A 13962-nucleotide genomic window follows, 5' to 3' on the forward strand; every position below is an offset into this window, starting at 1 on the left:
GGCCCGGTCGTTTGCAGGTTTCCTGGCGCGGGTGAACCTGATTCTGCTGGTGCACAACCTCATCCGCAGCCGTCTTCTGCTCAGGATGGCGGGGGTGGAAGGGTAGACTGCAGGTAGCACACGAAGGTATTTTTCTCCCTGACGTATCCGTATACCATAGGTGGGTAAGCTATCCGGGCCGACAGCCCTGACTCTCAAGCCGGCTGAAGATAGTCTAGTCTGAGACGGTTTGCGTTTGGGCTGCTTCGGGAGCGCTGACAAGCCCGTTTCGTGGCGTTAGGGAACGAGGGCCACCCGCGCGACCATGTTGCGAAAATTCAAGGTGCCAGCGGTGGCCAGCCCACTATCGAGCCGTACCCCTATCCAGAGATTGCCGCTGTTGATGCCGCTGGTTAGTTGGTTGCCGCTCAGCTTTAGGGGCTGGGTAGGGCCGGACTGGAAGTTGGCCGAACCGATTTGTTCAAAGCTCGAGCTGGGGTCGCACACATAAACGCCGTAACTCTGGGTGTTACAGGGCTCGGTGTCGCTAGCAAAGAAGCTAAAGGTGAACCCGGTTTTGTAGGTAAGGTTGCCCTCGAGCTCAACCCTGGACAGGCTGACTGGGGGCCGGTCGAAGCTTTGCTTCACAAACACGATTTTGTTGCTTTGAAAAGCGACCACATCCACATCAAAATCGCGCAAAGCCACGCTCAAGGGTGCGTTGCTACAGCCGAACAAAAGACCACTAAGAACAAGAAGCAGCGGAAACGAACGCATAGTACCTCGAGTTTAAACCAGTTCCTGAGTGAAGCATTTATACCGGGGCCGGGTTACCCGACCCTCTCGTTCTCCATGGCCTTGAACACCATCCGTCCTTCTACCCAGGTGCCTACCGGCCAGCCCTGTAATTCCCAGCCAGCCCAAGGGCTGAACCTGGCCTTGGAAGCAAAGGTTTGGGGCTCCACCGGACGCGGGGTGTTCGGATCCCACAGCACCAGGCTGGCCTCGGCCCCTTCCTCCAGGTGCAGCGGGGGAAGGCCCAGGATGCGCCGGGGGCCGTCGGTGAAGCGGGCCACCAGCACATCCAAAGGAAAGCCCCGCTTCTCTACCAGCTCGGTGTACAGAAGCGGCCAGCAGACCTCGAGGCTGGGGATGCCAAAAGGAGCCCGCAGCAGATCCAGCGCCTTTTCGTCGGCGGTGTGGGGGGCGTGGTCGGTGCCGATACAGTCGATGCTGCCATCCAGCAGGCCTTCGATAAGGGCTTCCACATCGCGCTGGGTACGCAACGGCGGGGCTACTTTGTAGAGGGGGTTCAGTTCGTTCAGGGCCTCGTCGGTCAGGGTTAGGTGATGGGGCCCGACCTCGGTGGTGACGGGCAGCCCCTCCTGCTTGGCCTGGCGGATGAGCTCGAGGCCCCGTTTGGTGCTCAGGTGCTGGATGTGCAGCAGGCGGTCTGGTGGGGCCTTGGCGGCCAGGCGATCCAGCACATACCGCAGCACCTCTAGGTCTCTGGCGATACGCGCGCTCTCGGCGTAGCCGGTGTTGCCGGGCAGGCCCAGGCGGAACGAGACCGCCCCCTCGTTCATGACCCCGTTCCGACGCAGCCCGGCATCTTCGGCATGCACCGAGACCACCAGGCCCCAGGAGGCCGCATACAGCAGGCCTTGGGCCAGCACGCCGGCGTCTTCGTTGGTTCTGCCATCATCGGTGAGCATGACGGCTCCAGCCTCCCGTAGCAGATGGGCCTCGCTCAGCACTCTGCCTTCCTGCCCCTGGGTGAGGGCCGCGGCGGGGTGCAGCCGGGCTCTCCCAATCTGGGCCGCTTTTTTCTTCAAGGCTGCTACGATCTCGGCACTGTCCACCACCGGGGAGGTGTTGGGCATGGAGACCACATCGGTATAACCACCTCGAGCGGCCGCGGTCAGGCCACTTTGCAGATCCTCCTTGACTTCCTGGCCGGGTTCGCGCAAGTGGGCGTGGGGATCTACAAACCCCGGCGACAACACCATGCCGGAGGCCTCCAGCACCCTGGGTGCCTCGCCGCCTGAGAGCGAAAGAACGCGACCCTCACCAATCAGCACATCGGCGCTGCCGTGCAGGCCGCGCCCATCTACCAGCTTTACATTTTTGATTAGAATCTCGCCCTTCATGTGGCTCCTTGCAATTAACTTTTGCCCACCAGCACGTGGTACAGCACGGCCATCCGCACGGCCTGCCCGTTGGCCACCTGGCGCTCGACCAGGCTCTGGGGGGAGTCGGCCAGGGTGCCTTCCAGCTCTACATCGCGGTTCATAGGGCCGGGGTGGAGGAGGGGGGCCCCGGGCTTGGCCCAGTTCAGGCGTTCGTGGGTGATCTGATAGGCGGCGATGTACTCCGGTAGCGAGGGCAGCAAACCCTTTTCCATCCGCTCTTTTTGCAAGCGTAGAACCATCACCGCGTCGGCTTCGTGCAGGGCTTCCCGCAGATGGGTGGTAAGGGCGGCGCCGGGCAGGCTGCCCGGAAGGAGGGTGGCCGGGCCACAGGCCACCACAGTAGCCCCCAGCATGGGCAGCAACTCGGCATTGGAGCGGGCCACGCGGGAGTGCAGGATATCCCCTACGATGGCGATTTTCTTGCCCTCGAGGCTGCCCAGTTTTTCCCTCAGGGTAAAGGCATCCAGCAGGGCCTGGGTGGGGTGGGCCCGCCAGCCGTCCCCCGCGTTGATGACCGGCTTGTGCAGCCAACCGTGGGCCTGATGGGGCACCCCAGCGGCATCGGTGCGAAGGATGTAGGCGTCGATGCCCATCTGATCCAGCGTCCGTAAGGTATCCCGGTAGGTTTCACCCTTGGTGGTGGAGCTGGTGGCACCCGAAAAGCTCACCACGTCGGCTGACATGCGCCTAGCGGCCAGCTCAAAGGAGATGCGGGTGCGCGTTGAAGGCTCAAAGAAGACCGTGGCCACCGTAAAGCCCGTGAGGGCCGGCACTTTCTTGACTGGGCGGGCCAGCACCTCCTGCATCATCTGGGCGGTCTCGAGCAGGCTCTCCACCTGGTGGCGCTTCCAGTCCCGAAAATCAAGCAGGTGTTTGGGGAAGTTTGGGGTAGCCGTCTCGCTCACGATGCCTCCACCTCCCATAGCTCCACCGCGTCCTCGCCGTCGTCTTCCTGGGTCTTGACCTTCACCACTTCACTTTTAGAGGTGGGTAGGTTTTTGCCAACGAAGTCGGCCCGGATGGGCAGCTCGCGGTGTCCGCGGTCTACCAGCACGGCCAGATAAATCCGGCTGGGGCGGCCCTGGTCAATCAGGGCATCCAGCGCAGCCCGTGCGGTGCGTCCGGTGTAGAGCACGTCGTCCACCAGCACCACAGCCTTACCGCCCAGGTCGAAGGGAATGCGGGTCTCGCGCACCTTGGGCTGCAGGCCGATCTCGCTTAGGTCGTCGCGGTAGAGGGTGATGTCCAGAATGCCCATTGGCACCCGTTTTCCCTCAAACTTTTCGACCAGATCGACCAGCCGTTTGGCCAGGCTGATGCCGCGGGTGTGAATCCCCACAAAGCAGAGTTTGTCGGTGCCCTTGTTCTTTTCGATGACCTCGTGGGCGATGCGCGTGAGGGCCCGGCGTACTTCTTCATCGTTGAGCAGCTTGGACTTGAAGGTCATGTGGCCTCCGTTGCACCGTACCTACCTTGGCGGGAAGGTGCGGCAAGAAAAATGCGCCCGCTCCGGGCGCATGGCTCTATTTTTGTGGCTTCGATAAGGCTCATTGGGTCTCCTTTCCGACCTCGCAGGATCGGGATTAAAGGCACGGGATAACTCCCAACAGATATGGTAAGGCGGCGGGGCTCAATCGGTCAATAACTGAGCTACACTGGGAGCATAGCGAGGGTCAAGGAAGCCACGCTCGACGACCTGATGAAAGAGTCCGGCAAGGCCGAGCTGGTTAGTGGGGAGATTGTTCGTATACCACCGACTGGATTTCTGCCCGGATTTGCCGCGATGCAGATTTTATTCAGCCTACATAGCTACGCCAAAACGCACAAAAATGGATATGCAATCGTAGACAATGTTGGTTTCGTGGTGGACTTACCCAAACGCAAGAGTTTCAGCCCAGATGCTGCTTACTATGTCGGCCCTCCGTCGGGGAAGAAATTCTTGGAAGGGGCTCCGGTGTTTGCCGTTGAAGTTCGCAGCGAGGGCGATTATGGCAAGCGAGCCGAAGAGGAAATAGCCCAGAAGCGCTTGGACTATTTTGCTGCCGGCACAAAAGTGGTCTGGGATGTGGATATGCTGGGGGTGGATGTGGTGCGCGTCTACCGAGCCAGCGACCCTCGAACACCCACCATCTACCGGCGGGGCGACTTGGCGGAGGCCGAGCCTGCGGTACCGGGCTGGAAGATCGCTGTCGAGGAGTTATTTCCCTATCATGTTCAGTAGACGCAGTGTTCAGCGGTGCAGGGTAACCAAAATTCTGCCCTCCTTGTCGTAAAGGGTCAGTTGGTTGCCCACAATTCTGAAGTTCACTACGTTTTCCAGGGCTTGCAGGAGAGCAATTTCTTGCTTGCCGGCCTCTTCGTTCAGGCACGCGCGTTTGGTACTGATGGCAGGGCCTATCTCGAGGTTGAAGCCTTCCAGGCTATAGTTGGCCGAGAACTGGTTGCAGCCGGTATTGCCGCTAACGCGTCCTTGAACGAAGCGGGCGGTAGGCTGGGTGCCTGCCACCACTGAAGCAACGGCGCTTCCGGTATTCAGGGCTGTGACCTGCCACTCGTGGCCCTGGAGGTCCTGGGGGCGGGCCTGGGCGAAGATCAGGATGGTCTTTCCGGCCTGGTTCTTCAGGCGCAGGACGCCGGAGGTGAGTGCGAAGGAGCGCACCTGGGTTAGCAACTGGTTGTAGGTTTGCTCGAGCCTGCCCAGCGGGTCGGGGCAGGCCTTCATGGTCTGAACCATGGCGCTAAAGCTCAGTTGGCTCCCCTCCTGGGTGTAGGTGCCCCCGAAGCTATTGCAGCCGTTGTAGCCGCCTGCCCGGCCTTAGGTGAACTCGAGGGTCGCGCCGTAGGTCGGGGATACCTGCACGAAGCGCGGACCCTGGGCGTAGGCGGAGAGTACCCAGCGGGAGCCGTCCAGGTTTGGACTTTGGGCCAGCGCAGTATGGAAGATCAGGACGAACAAGATGATTAATCTCATGGCTTTGGTCTCCTCCCCTCAGTTTGCCAGCTTGAAGTGTGGGCTGATTCCTAGAGTCATCAGGTACACTTAATACTTGTGGGCGGCCCGCCCAGTTAGGGGATGTTTGTGTCAAAAGGTCGTGTACTGGCTGCCATGAGCGGGGGGGTGGACTCCTCCGTGAGCGCAGCTTTGCTTAAACAGCAGGGCTACGAGGTCATCGGGGCCATGATGCGCTTCTGGCCCGACAACAAAAAAGACGACTGCTTCGAGACCTGCTGCTCGCCCGACGCCGCCTACGAGGCCCGGCGGGTGGCCGATATCCTCGGTATTCCTTTTTACCTGCTCGACTACCGCGAGGAGTTTCAGGAAAAAATTATCGATCCCTTTATCGCGGGCTACCGGGCTGGCGAGACCCCCAACCCCTGCGTCAACTGCAACACCCGGGTCAAGTTCGACTCGCTTTTGAAGAAAGCCCGGATGCTGGGCTGCGACTACGTGGCGACCGGGCACTACGTCATCAACCGCGACGGGGGGCTGTACCGGGGCGACCCCAAGAAAGACCAGACCTACTTTTTGTGGGGCACGCCCAAGGAGGCCATTCCCCATATGCTCTTCCCGGTGGGGCACCTGGAAAAGCCCCAGGTGCGGGCCCTGGCCGAGCAGTTTGGTCTGCCTACGGCCAAAAAGCCCGAGAGCCAGAACATCTGCTTCGTGCAGGGCGACCTGAAGGATTTTCTGGCCCAGCACCTCACGGCCCGTCCGGGGCCGCTGATTGACCTCGAGACCGGCCAGCAGATTGGCGAACACAGCGGGGCGCAGTTCTACACGGTGGGTCAGAAAAAGGGCCTGGGCCTGTGGAAGAGCCACCTCGAGCGCTACGTGGTGCAGGTGAACACCGCCACCAACGAGGTGATTGTGGGGCCCAAGGAAGCCTGCTTGTGGGGGGGCCTCGAGGCCCGCCAGGTCAACCTGCTGGTCGAAGCGCAGGACTTACCCGAGCGCCTCGAGGTGCAGGTGCGCTACCGCACCAGACCGGTGCCGGCCCGGGTGGAGGCCATGGGCGCAGGGCGGCTGGTCATCCGGCTGGAGGAGCCCCAGTTTGCCGTGACCCCAGGCCAGTCGGCGGTGCTGTACCAAGGTGAACGGCTTTTGGGCGGGGGCTTTATCGCCAGGCTGCTATACAACGCCCTCGGGTTGGGGCGGTCTTTGATACCTGCCTAGCAGAGCGCTTCCCAGTCCATTTGCTTTTTCCCAAACCCTCCGGGTAGCCTCGAGCTGGAGCTACCCATGTGGTTACACCTCCTGACCTTTATTGGAAGCCTGGCCCTGCTGTTGGTTTCGGCCCGCTTGTTTACCGGGGCCGCCGAGCGCATAGGGCTGGCCCTGGGGCTGTCTAGCTTCATGGTGGGCGTGATTATCGTGGGGGTGGGCACCTCGCTGCCCGAACTCATCACCGGGCTTTTTTCGGTGAGCCAGGGGGTTTCCCAGATCGTCAGCGGCAACGTACTGGGGGCTAATGTTTCCAACCTGCTCCTGATTCTGGGGGTCAGCACGGTTTTCTCGGTGCTGCGTCCGGTCTATCTGGGTGAGGCCTATATCGCCATTGACCTGCACTTTCTGGTGGGCTCGGCGTTTGTGCTGGGGGTGGTGATGTTCGATGGGGTGGTGGGCCGGGTGGAGGGCTGTCTTTGCTGGCGGTGTATGGGGTGTATGTGGCCTATCTTCTTAGGGAAGGCAGCAGCAAAGCGACCCGGCAGGCTCGAGCCCCCCTGGCCCTGCGCGACCTCCTGCTTGTGGGACTGAGCGCGGTGGGCGTCTACTTTGGGGCCGACTGGACGGTGAGCAGTCTGCAAGGGCTGGCAGCCGGCCTGGGTGTTCCAAACGCCCTCGTGGCGGTTACGCTGCTGGCTTTGGGTACGACCCTGCCCGAGCTGGTGGTGAGCCTTGCTGCTGCACGCCAGGGGAAAGCTTCCATGGCGGTGGGCAACATTCTGGGCTCGTGCGTCTTCAATGCGCTGGTGGTGTTGGGGATCGGGGCCGTCTACGGTACCGTCCAGGCACCCCCCGAACTGACCGGCTTCGCCCTGCCCTTTGTGGTGGGGGCTTCGCTTTTGTTCTACCTGCTGGTGCAGGATCGGCGCATCTCGAGCTGGGAGGGGATGCTGTTCTTGGTGATGTATGTGTTGTTTGTGCTCGAGGTCAGTGGTCTGGCCTGATTAGCCCACTACCTCAATCCGGTTGCCCCCTGCCTGCTTGGAAAGGTACATGGCGGTATCAGCTCGAGAAACCAGGTAGTCGGGGGTATCGCCTGGGGTAGCTACCGTCACGCCAAAGCTGGCCGAGATGGGGGTTGCGTCGCTCAGAGGATTTTCTATCAGTAGTTGCTGAAGCCGCTCACACAGCCGCTGGGCCTCCTGTAAGGGGGTGTTGGGCAGCAAGAGCAAAAACTCCTCGCCGCCCCAGCGCCCCATCCAATCGCTGTGACGCAGATGCTTCTGCAAAAGTTGGGCTGTGTGTACCAACACCCTGTCGCCCATTTCGTGGCCGTGCTGGTCGTTGATTTGCTTAAAGCGGTCTAGATCCAGCAGCACCAGCGACAAGGGTTGGCCGGTTTTGTGGTGATGCTCGAGGGCCTGATGCAACGCCTCCATGATCGAGCGGCGGTTTGCGATGCCGGTCAAGGGATCGGTGCGCGCCATTTGGTACAACTTGATGGCCTCCAGACGTACGCGCAACGAATGCTCCTTAGCCAGTACCAGTAGGCGAAATAGAACCAGATAGCACAATTGTGAAACATAAAGCTGTACGATTGCGTTCAGGTCGAGCGAAACTCCCCTCAGAACCTGTGGTATCAAGGCCAGCAACCCCACCAGGACAAAAGCAGAAAAAATGCCCAACGAGACTTGCCAAGCCTGGCGTGGCTCGAATACAAAATAGGCCATCACGAATACCAGGGCAATCCAGAGCGAGGAAATCCATAAGCCTTCCTGTTGCAGAACCCGCATGTTGTAGTAAATGTTCAGCACCAAAAAAAGTGCTACACCCCAGAACACCCCACGCTCGATGGTGCGAAAGCCAATCCATCTGGGCACCAGCAGCCCCATCCAACAAATCAGCAGCCAACCAGCAATTATCAACAGCGCGTATTTTTCATAGAAGGTTTCCTCTTGGGTCAAGTCCAAATTAAGCCAACCTATCAAGCCGGCCCAGGCCACGACAGGCAGAAAAAAGAAATAGGCTCTAGTGCGTAAGGATGCAGTAGAATCTACGTCCTCGAGAATCGGTTGAGGCAACATAAAGTTTCGCTCCCATTCTGCAATATTCTGGGTGTTTCGCAAATGGCTTGGGTGCTGAGTGCGCCCACCACTTCTGCTGTTTGGGGTATTTGTGAGCACTGCTCTTGCTGTTTGAATAAGGCTACCAAAAACTACCGAGCTGGCTCAAAGAGGCTCATCTTGTACTAAACAAAAGCCCCTCTCCCGTTGGGAGAGGGGTTGGGGCGACGGCTATTCAATCGTCGGCAGCCGACCCGGTGCTCTCGAAACGCTTCTTGCTACCAAATAGGCGCCGGAAGAAACTCAAAACCGGATCGTAATATTCGTCCACCACACGCTCCTTGAGCGGGATGATGGCATTATCGGTGATGTGGATGTGCTCGGGGCAGACCTCCGTACAGCACTTGGTGATGTTGCAGAAACCAATGCCACCCTCGTTTTTGAGCATGTCCAGGCGATTGGCGGTGTCGAGGGGGTGCATTTCTAGGCTCGCGGTTCGCACCAGCAGGCGCGGCCCGATAAAGCCGGTCTTCTCGTCATGATCGCGCAACACGTGGCAAACATTTTGGCACAGGAAGCACTCAATGCACTTTCTAAACTCCTGTACCCGATCCACATCTTCCTGCATCATGATCCAGTCGGTGTTGGGGGCTGGTGTGAAGGGTTTGATCTTCTTATTGGCTTCGTAGTTCCACTTCACATCAGTGGCTAGATCGCGGATCAACGGGAAGGTCTTCATAGGTCGCACCGTGATGGGCTTGGAGGTGTCAATGGAGTCTAGGCGGGTCATGCACATCAGGGTTGGTTTACCATTGACCTCGGCCCCGCACGAGCCGCACTTCCCAGCCTTGCAGTTCCAACGGCAGGCCAGGTCGGGGGCTTGCTCCGCCTGGATCTGGTGGATGGCGTCCAGCACCACCATCCCTTCCTCGACCGTCACGGTGTAGTCCTTGAGTTCACCACCGTTCCTATCGCCCCGGTATACCTTGAAATTGAGGTTCTGCATCTCAGGCTCCTACTTTGTCGCTTAGTTCTTTCAAGTCCTTGGCCTCGGCCATCTTGCGCCGGTCTTCGGGCATCTCCGGCAGTGACTCGGCTACCACACTGAGGGTGCCATCACTGCTACGACGTATGATGTGATTGAGTTTGGCGAAGGTGGCATCGGGCTCCGGGTAGTCCAGACGGGCGTGCCCACCCCGGCTCTCCTTGCGGGCCTGGGCAGCCAGCACCACAGCCTCGGCGATTTCGACCATCAGTTGGATGTCAATGGCGGTGTGCCAGCCGGGGTTGTAGACGCGGGTTCCGCCAGCGGTGGTGTTCTTAGCGCGCTGTTTGAGGTTTGCCAGAATGTCCAGTTGGGCCTTGAGCTCGCCCTCCTCCCGCATGATGCCCGCGTTCTTCTGCATCGTCTGGCGTAGCTCTTTCATCAACGCGAAGGGGTTTTCGCCCTGGGGGTTGGAGAAAGGGGCGGTGGCCTCGGCAATGTAGGCCCTAATCTGGGTCTCGTCCACCTTGTAGGAGCCGCTCTGGGCCGCCGCATATTCAGCTGCCGCGAGTCCTGCCCGGCGACCAAATACCACTAGGTCGGACAGTGAGTTTCCGCCAAGGCGGTTCGCGCCGTGCAAGCCGCCCGCTACCTCGCCCGCCGCATAGAGACCGGGGACGTTGGTGGCCTGGGAGTCCGGGTCTACCCGGATGCCGCCCATCACATAGTGGCAGGTCGGTCCCACTTCCATGGGCTCCTTGGTGATGTCGAGGTTGGCCAGTTTCATGAACTGGTGGTACATACTGGGAAGCTTCTTCTTGATGTAGTCGGCGCTACGGCGGCTGGCAATGTCGAGGAAGGCCCCACCGTGCGGACTGCCCCGCCCTTCGTTCACCTCGCGGCGGATGGCACGGGCCACCACATCGCGGGTCAGCAACTCCGGTGGGCGGCGGGCCTCGCGGTCGCCGTTCAGCCATTTTTCAGCCTCTTCTTCGGTCTCGGCGAACTCGCCCTTGTAGCGCTCGGGCACATTATCGAACATGAAGCGCTTGCCTTCGCTGTTCTTGAGTACCCCGCCCTCGCCGCGCACCCCCTCCGTAACAAGCACGCCCATCACGCCGGGCGGCCAGATCATACCGGTAGGGTGGAACTGGATGAACTCCATGTCAATCAGGTCGGCACCTACCATCGAGGCCAGGGCAAAGCCATCACCTGTACACTCCCAGGAGTTGGAGGTGATCTGGTAGATACGTCCCAGCCCACCTGTAGCCAGAACCACAGCCTTGGCCCGGAAGACTAGGAAGTCACCGGTTTGGCGGTTGAAGCCCATCGCCCCCACCACTGCGCCGCCGTCGGTCAGAAGGCGGTAGATGGTGGTTTCCATGTGGACATTAATGCCGAGCTTCACGGCGTGGTCTTGCAGGGTGCGGATGAGCTCGAGGCCGGTTCGGTCACCCACATGGGCTAGGCGAGGATACGAGTGTCCCCCAAAGTTACGTTGGTTGATTCGGCCGTCGGGGGTACGGTCGAAAACGGCACCCCACTGCTCCAGTTCGCGCACACGGTCGGGGGCTTCCTTGGTGTAGTTCTCCACCATCTTCCAGTTGTTGAGCATCCCCCCGCCCTTGAGGGTGTCGCGGAAGTGCACCTTCCAATTATCTTCTGAGCGCACATTGCCCATGGCGGCGGCCATGCCGCCCTCGGCCATTACGGTGTGGGCCTTACCCAGCAGGCTTTTGGTGACCACACCCACCCTGGCCCCTTTTTCGATGGCCGCAATGGCAGCTCGTAGACCCGCGCCACCCGCGCCAATTACCAGTACGTCGTAGTCGTAGGTTGTGTAGGATTCCATGGTCTGGCTCCTTTAGAAAAAGCGAAAATCGGTGATGGTACCCATCGAGCAAAGGCGAATGTAGACATCGGTGAACCACACCGAGAGCATGCTGGTTACCCCCCAGAACCCGTGGCTCTCGTTGATGCGGGTAATGCGCTGCCACAGGTTGTAGCGGGTTTTGTTCTTGGACATACAGTTGAGACACCCGCCTGCGATATGCCGCCAGGCATGGCAGGAAAAGGTGTAGTAAGAGAGCAGAATCACGTTGGCCAGCATGATCAGGCTGCCTACCCCAATGCCAAAACCATCCTCAAAGAAGAAGGCTTTGATGGCTTCGTACCACAGGAAAATCATTACCGGGATGGAGAGATACCAGAAGTAGCGGTGCAGGTTATTGAGCACAAACGGGAAGGCCCGTTCGCCACTATAAGATTTGCGCAGCTCGGGCACTGCACAGGCGGGGGGATCCCAGAAGAATGCCCGATAGTAGGCTTTGCGGTAGTAGTAACAAGTAGCGCGGAAGCCCAGCGGAATCCACAACACCAGGAAAGCCGGTGAGATCGCCAGCCAATCTAGGTCGCGGGCGTGAACACCTGGAATGGGGATCGAGTAGAAAGGCGACACATAAGGCCCAAACTCGTAGTGCTGGCGATTCCAGGCCACCCACATGGCATATAACCCAAATAGGCCCAGGCTCAGCACTGTAAATAGGGGCTCAATCCACCAGTTATCCTGCCGATCTGTTAACCGTTTTTCTGTACCCGTCACAGGTTTCGTGCTCATTTCCCCTAGACTATACCTGCTTTAGGGCAGGTATGGAAACTAAAGAAGCACACAATGGCCCTTGGGGAGGACTGGTGTAATTAATAACATTTATTCCAATCTACCTTCTGGAAATCGCATCTATTTTGTGTCCAGGACAAGTTTTTTATGCATTGATTGACACCTCCTCCCCTGAGGTCCATAATGATGGGCTGTTTAGGCGACCCTTGCGTGGCCGTCTAGCAGGGCTGCGGACAAAGCATCTGTGCTTGAAAGCCGCAAGCTTTTGGAGGAACCGAGGTTGGAACTATTTGGTTTTGGCCCGCACCTGATGATTGACGGCTACCACGCGAACGCTGAGAAGCTAGGCGACTTCGAACTTGTGCGGCAAGTTTTGGAGGAACTGCCCGAAGAAATGGAAATGACCAAGGTGCTGCCACCTATCGTGCAGCGCTACGCTGCTCAACCAGGTCATGCAGAAGGGGTAACCGGTGTGGTGCTTATTGCCGAGAGCCACATCGCCATCCACACCTTTCCCAGCCAGCGGTTTATCAGTGTGGACATCTTCTCCTGCAAAGAATTTGATCTGGGCAGAGCCCTCAAAAGCGTGGTGGAGCGCTTCGAAATCGGGCGCTACGAAACTTATCTGATTAATCGAGGCAAGGAGTATCCCAAAGACATCGAACTTGCTCGGCAGATCGTGTTGGGTGAACGGGAGTATCTGGAAGCCCGAATAGGGTAGCGTCTAAGCTGCGTCACAGTAAGTTTCTCAAGCCGATCCGACCTGTGCCCGATACGTAGGTTTATAGGTGCAGTGCCCGCATGCCTGTGGAGCTGGCTGCAGTCGAGTTACTTGGGGGGTAAGTCCCAAGCAGGTAAGCTGAGGCTAGGAGAAACCCTGGTTTTGGCTTGGAGTGCGTATGGGCACAGTCATTTTGGTGGGCGGGGCTTTAAGCCCAGACAATAAGGTTGTATTTGAGAAAATCCTCGAGCATTGTGGACCGCGGATCGGCCTCTTCAGCACGGCCAGCAGCAACCCAGATAAAAGCTGGGAGACTGACGCTGCGATGTTCAAAACCCACGGCTTTGACCCGCAGCGCATAGACATCACCCTGCAAAACGCGGCAACTCAGGCCCATGACCCCCAGGTTCTAGCCAAAATCACAAGCTGTACGGGTTTCTACTTCGGTGGTGGTGACCAGCGCAACCTGACCCAGGCGCTGTTGGGCACACCCGCGTTGGAAGTGCTACGGTGTAGGTTCACAGAGGGTGCTGGGGTCTCGGGCAGCAGCGCTGGAACCGCCGTCATGGCCGATCCCATGATTTCCGGTGGTAGAAGTCTGGATACCTGGTTGGGTGAGGGTGAACCTGTGACGGTGGAACCTGGGTTCGGCTTCATAGAAAATCTGCAGGTAGACCAGCATTTCCTGGCCTGGGGGCGCTTCGGGCGGCTTATCGGGGCAATGGGGCAAGCGCAGGTGTCGCTAGGTGTGGGTGTAGACGAGAACACTGCGCTGGTAATACCAGAACAGGGGGCCTGGGAGGTGGTGGGGATAAGTCACGTGGTTTTTGTAGAGCGCACCCCCATAGGCCTACAAATCAGCCTGCTGGCCCAGGGGGATCGCTTCGATCCGACGCAACAAACCTTTTTGATTCACCCCCAGCGAAGGCCCATCGGCGAACCCGACCTGGAGGTTAAAAATATTGCCAGCACCGATATATTTGGCTCCCGTGCCCTTACCTCCGTGCTGATTCAGTTGATCGAGAGCGCCGAGTCTTCGGCGGTCGGACTCTCATTTGGGGCTACTGCGGAAGCAGCCTTTAGCGCCAGAGGTATCCGGGCTCGCTTCTTCAAAACCCCATCAACCCAGGGTTACTACGGCAACTTCGCCCCCGGTGACCGCTATAGCGTGCTGCGGGTGGGGCTGCAATTCGAAGCAATTCGTGTACGGGTCGAGGTCGAGTCCAAAGCGGAAGGCTGA

16 protein-coding genes and 1 pseudogene are annotated in these 13962 nt (G+C 59.2%); 6 read left to right on the forward strand and 11 right to left on the reverse strand.

Going from position 1 to position 13962, the window contains the following annotated elements; genetic code table 11:
* Positions 1 to 276: 276 nt before the first annotated feature.
* The 4 genes from WKI89_RS11900 to pyrR are packed head-to-tail and all read right to left on the reverse strand — an operon-like array spanning position 277 to position 3618.
* Positions 277 to 756: a hypothetical protein gene (locus WKI89_RS11900; protein WP_337869908.1), complete on the reverse strand. Its 480-nt coding sequence runs from the start codon at positions 754 to 756 to the stop codon at positions 277 to 279.
* Between the two features lie 53 nt (positions 757 to 809).
* Complete coding sequence (locus tag WKI89_RS11905) at positions 810 to 2129, reverse strand: dihydroorotase (protein WP_337869910.1); 1320 nt, start codon at positions 2127 to 2129, stop codon at positions 810 to 812.
* Between the two features lie 14 nt (positions 2130 to 2143).
* A complete protein-coding gene (locus WKI89_RS11910; protein WP_337869912.1) occupies positions 2144 to 3094 on the reverse strand; it encodes an aspartate carbamoyltransferase catalytic subunit in 951 nt (316 codons plus the stop codon).
* Positions 3073 to 3618: a bifunctional pyr operon transcriptional regulator/uracil phosphoribosyltransferase PyrR gene (pyrR, locus tag WKI89_RS11915; RefSeq protein ID WP_337869914.1), complete on the reverse strand. Its 546-nt coding sequence runs from the start codon at positions 3616 to 3618 to the stop codon at positions 3073 to 3075. Before pyrR ends, WKI89_RS11910 begins: the two co-directional genes overlap by 22 nt.
* Before the next feature lie 252 nt (positions 3619 to 3870).
* Between pyrR and WKI89_RS11920 the strand changes: the two genes are divergently transcribed.
* Complete coding sequence (locus tag WKI89_RS11920) at positions 3871 to 4392, forward strand: Uma2 family endonuclease (RefSeq protein WP_337869916.1); 522 nt, start codon at positions 3871 to 3873, stop codon at positions 4390 to 4392.
* 9 nt (positions 4393 to 4401) lie between these two features.
* On the opposite strand, the gene WKI89_RS11925 is transcribed toward WKI89_RS11920, so the two are convergent.
* From WKI89_RS11925 to WKI89_RS11935, 3 genes and pseudogenes are all read right to left on the reverse strand, one after another.
* On the reverse strand, positions 4402 to 4680 hold the full coding sequence (locus tag WKI89_RS11925; RefSeq protein WP_337870001.1) for an META domain-containing protein: 279 nt from the start codon (positions 4678 to 4680) through the stop codon (positions 4402 to 4404).
* Between the two features lie 90 nt (positions 4681 to 4770).
* Positions 4771 to 4974: pseudogene (locus tag WKI89_RS11930) on the reverse strand (META domain-containing protein); the annotation flags it as partial.
* A gap of 12 nt (positions 4975 to 4986) precedes the next feature.
* Complete coding sequence (locus WKI89_RS11935) at positions 4987 to 5142, reverse strand: hypothetical protein (RefSeq protein ID WP_337869918.1); 156 nt, start codon at positions 5140 to 5142, stop codon at positions 4987 to 4989.
* Between the two features lie 102 nt (positions 5143 to 5244).
* Between WKI89_RS11935 and mnmA the strand changes: the two genes are divergently transcribed.
* The 3 genes from mnmA (at position 5245) to WKI89_RS11950 (ending at position 7340) form a co-directional block, all read left to right on the forward strand.
* Positions 5245 to 6345, forward strand: a complete 1101-nt coding sequence (gene mnmA, locus WKI89_RS11940) for a tRNA 2-thiouridine(34) synthase MnmA (protein WP_337869920.1) — start codon at positions 5245 to 5247, stop codon at positions 6343 to 6345.
* Positions 6346 to 6411: 66 nt separating this feature from the next.
* Positions 6412 to 6927, forward strand: a complete 516-nt coding sequence (locus tag WKI89_RS11945) for a hypothetical protein (RefSeq protein WP_337869921.1) — start codon at positions 6412 to 6414, stop codon at positions 6925 to 6927.
* On the forward strand, positions 6822 to 7340 hold the full coding sequence (locus WKI89_RS11950; RefSeq protein ID WP_337870002.1) for a hypothetical protein: 519 nt from the start codon (positions 6822 to 6824) through the stop codon (positions 7338 to 7340). Before WKI89_RS11945 ends, WKI89_RS11950 begins: the two co-directional genes overlap by 106 nt.
* Here the strand turns inward: WKI89_RS11950 and WKI89_RS11955 are convergent, their stop codons facing one another.
* The 4 genes from WKI89_RS11955 to WKI89_RS11970 all read right to left on the reverse strand — a co-directional run bounded on the left by WKI89_RS11955 (position 7341) and on the right by WKI89_RS11970 (position 12001).
* Entirely contained in the window at positions 7341 to 8216 is an 876-nt protein-coding gene (locus WKI89_RS11955) for a GGDEF domain-containing protein (RefSeq protein WP_337869923.1), read from the reverse strand.
* A 418-nt stretch (positions 8217 to 8634) separates the two neighbouring features.
* Positions 8635 to 9405: a succinate dehydrogenase/fumarate reductase iron-sulfur subunit gene (locus WKI89_RS11960; RefSeq protein ID WP_337869924.1), complete on the reverse strand. Its 771-nt coding sequence runs from the start codon at positions 9403 to 9405 to the stop codon at positions 8635 to 8637.
* Position 9406: 1 nt separating this feature from the next.
* A complete protein-coding gene (locus tag WKI89_RS11965) occupies positions 9407 to 11236 on the reverse strand; it encodes a fumarate reductase/succinate dehydrogenase flavoprotein subunit (protein WP_337869925.1) in 1830 nt (609 codons plus the stop codon).
* A 12-nt stretch (positions 11237 to 11248) separates the two neighbouring features.
* Positions 11249 to 12001, reverse strand: a complete 753-nt coding sequence (locus WKI89_RS11970) for a succinate dehydrogenase (RefSeq protein ID WP_337869927.1) — start codon at positions 11999 to 12001, stop codon at positions 11249 to 11251.
* 280 nt (positions 12002 to 12281) lie between these two features.
* Between WKI89_RS11970 and speD the strand changes: the two genes are divergently transcribed.
* Together speD and WKI89_RS11980 are read left to right on the forward strand one after the other, a co-directional pair.
* A complete protein-coding gene (gene speD / locus WKI89_RS11975) occupies positions 12282 to 12722 on the forward strand; it encodes an adenosylmethionine decarboxylase (protein ID WP_337869928.1) in 441 nt (146 codons plus the stop codon).
* Between the two features lie 178 nt (positions 12723 to 12900).
* Positions 12901 to 13962: a cyanophycinase gene (locus tag WKI89_RS11980; RefSeq protein ID WP_337869929.1), complete on the forward strand. Its 1062-nt coding sequence runs from the start codon at positions 12901 to 12903 to the stop codon at positions 13960 to 13962.

Origin of the sequence: Meiothermus sp., assembly GCF_037443965.1 — a bacterium.
Lineage (GTDB): Bacteria > Deinococcota > Deinococci > Deinococcales > Thermaceae > Meiothermus.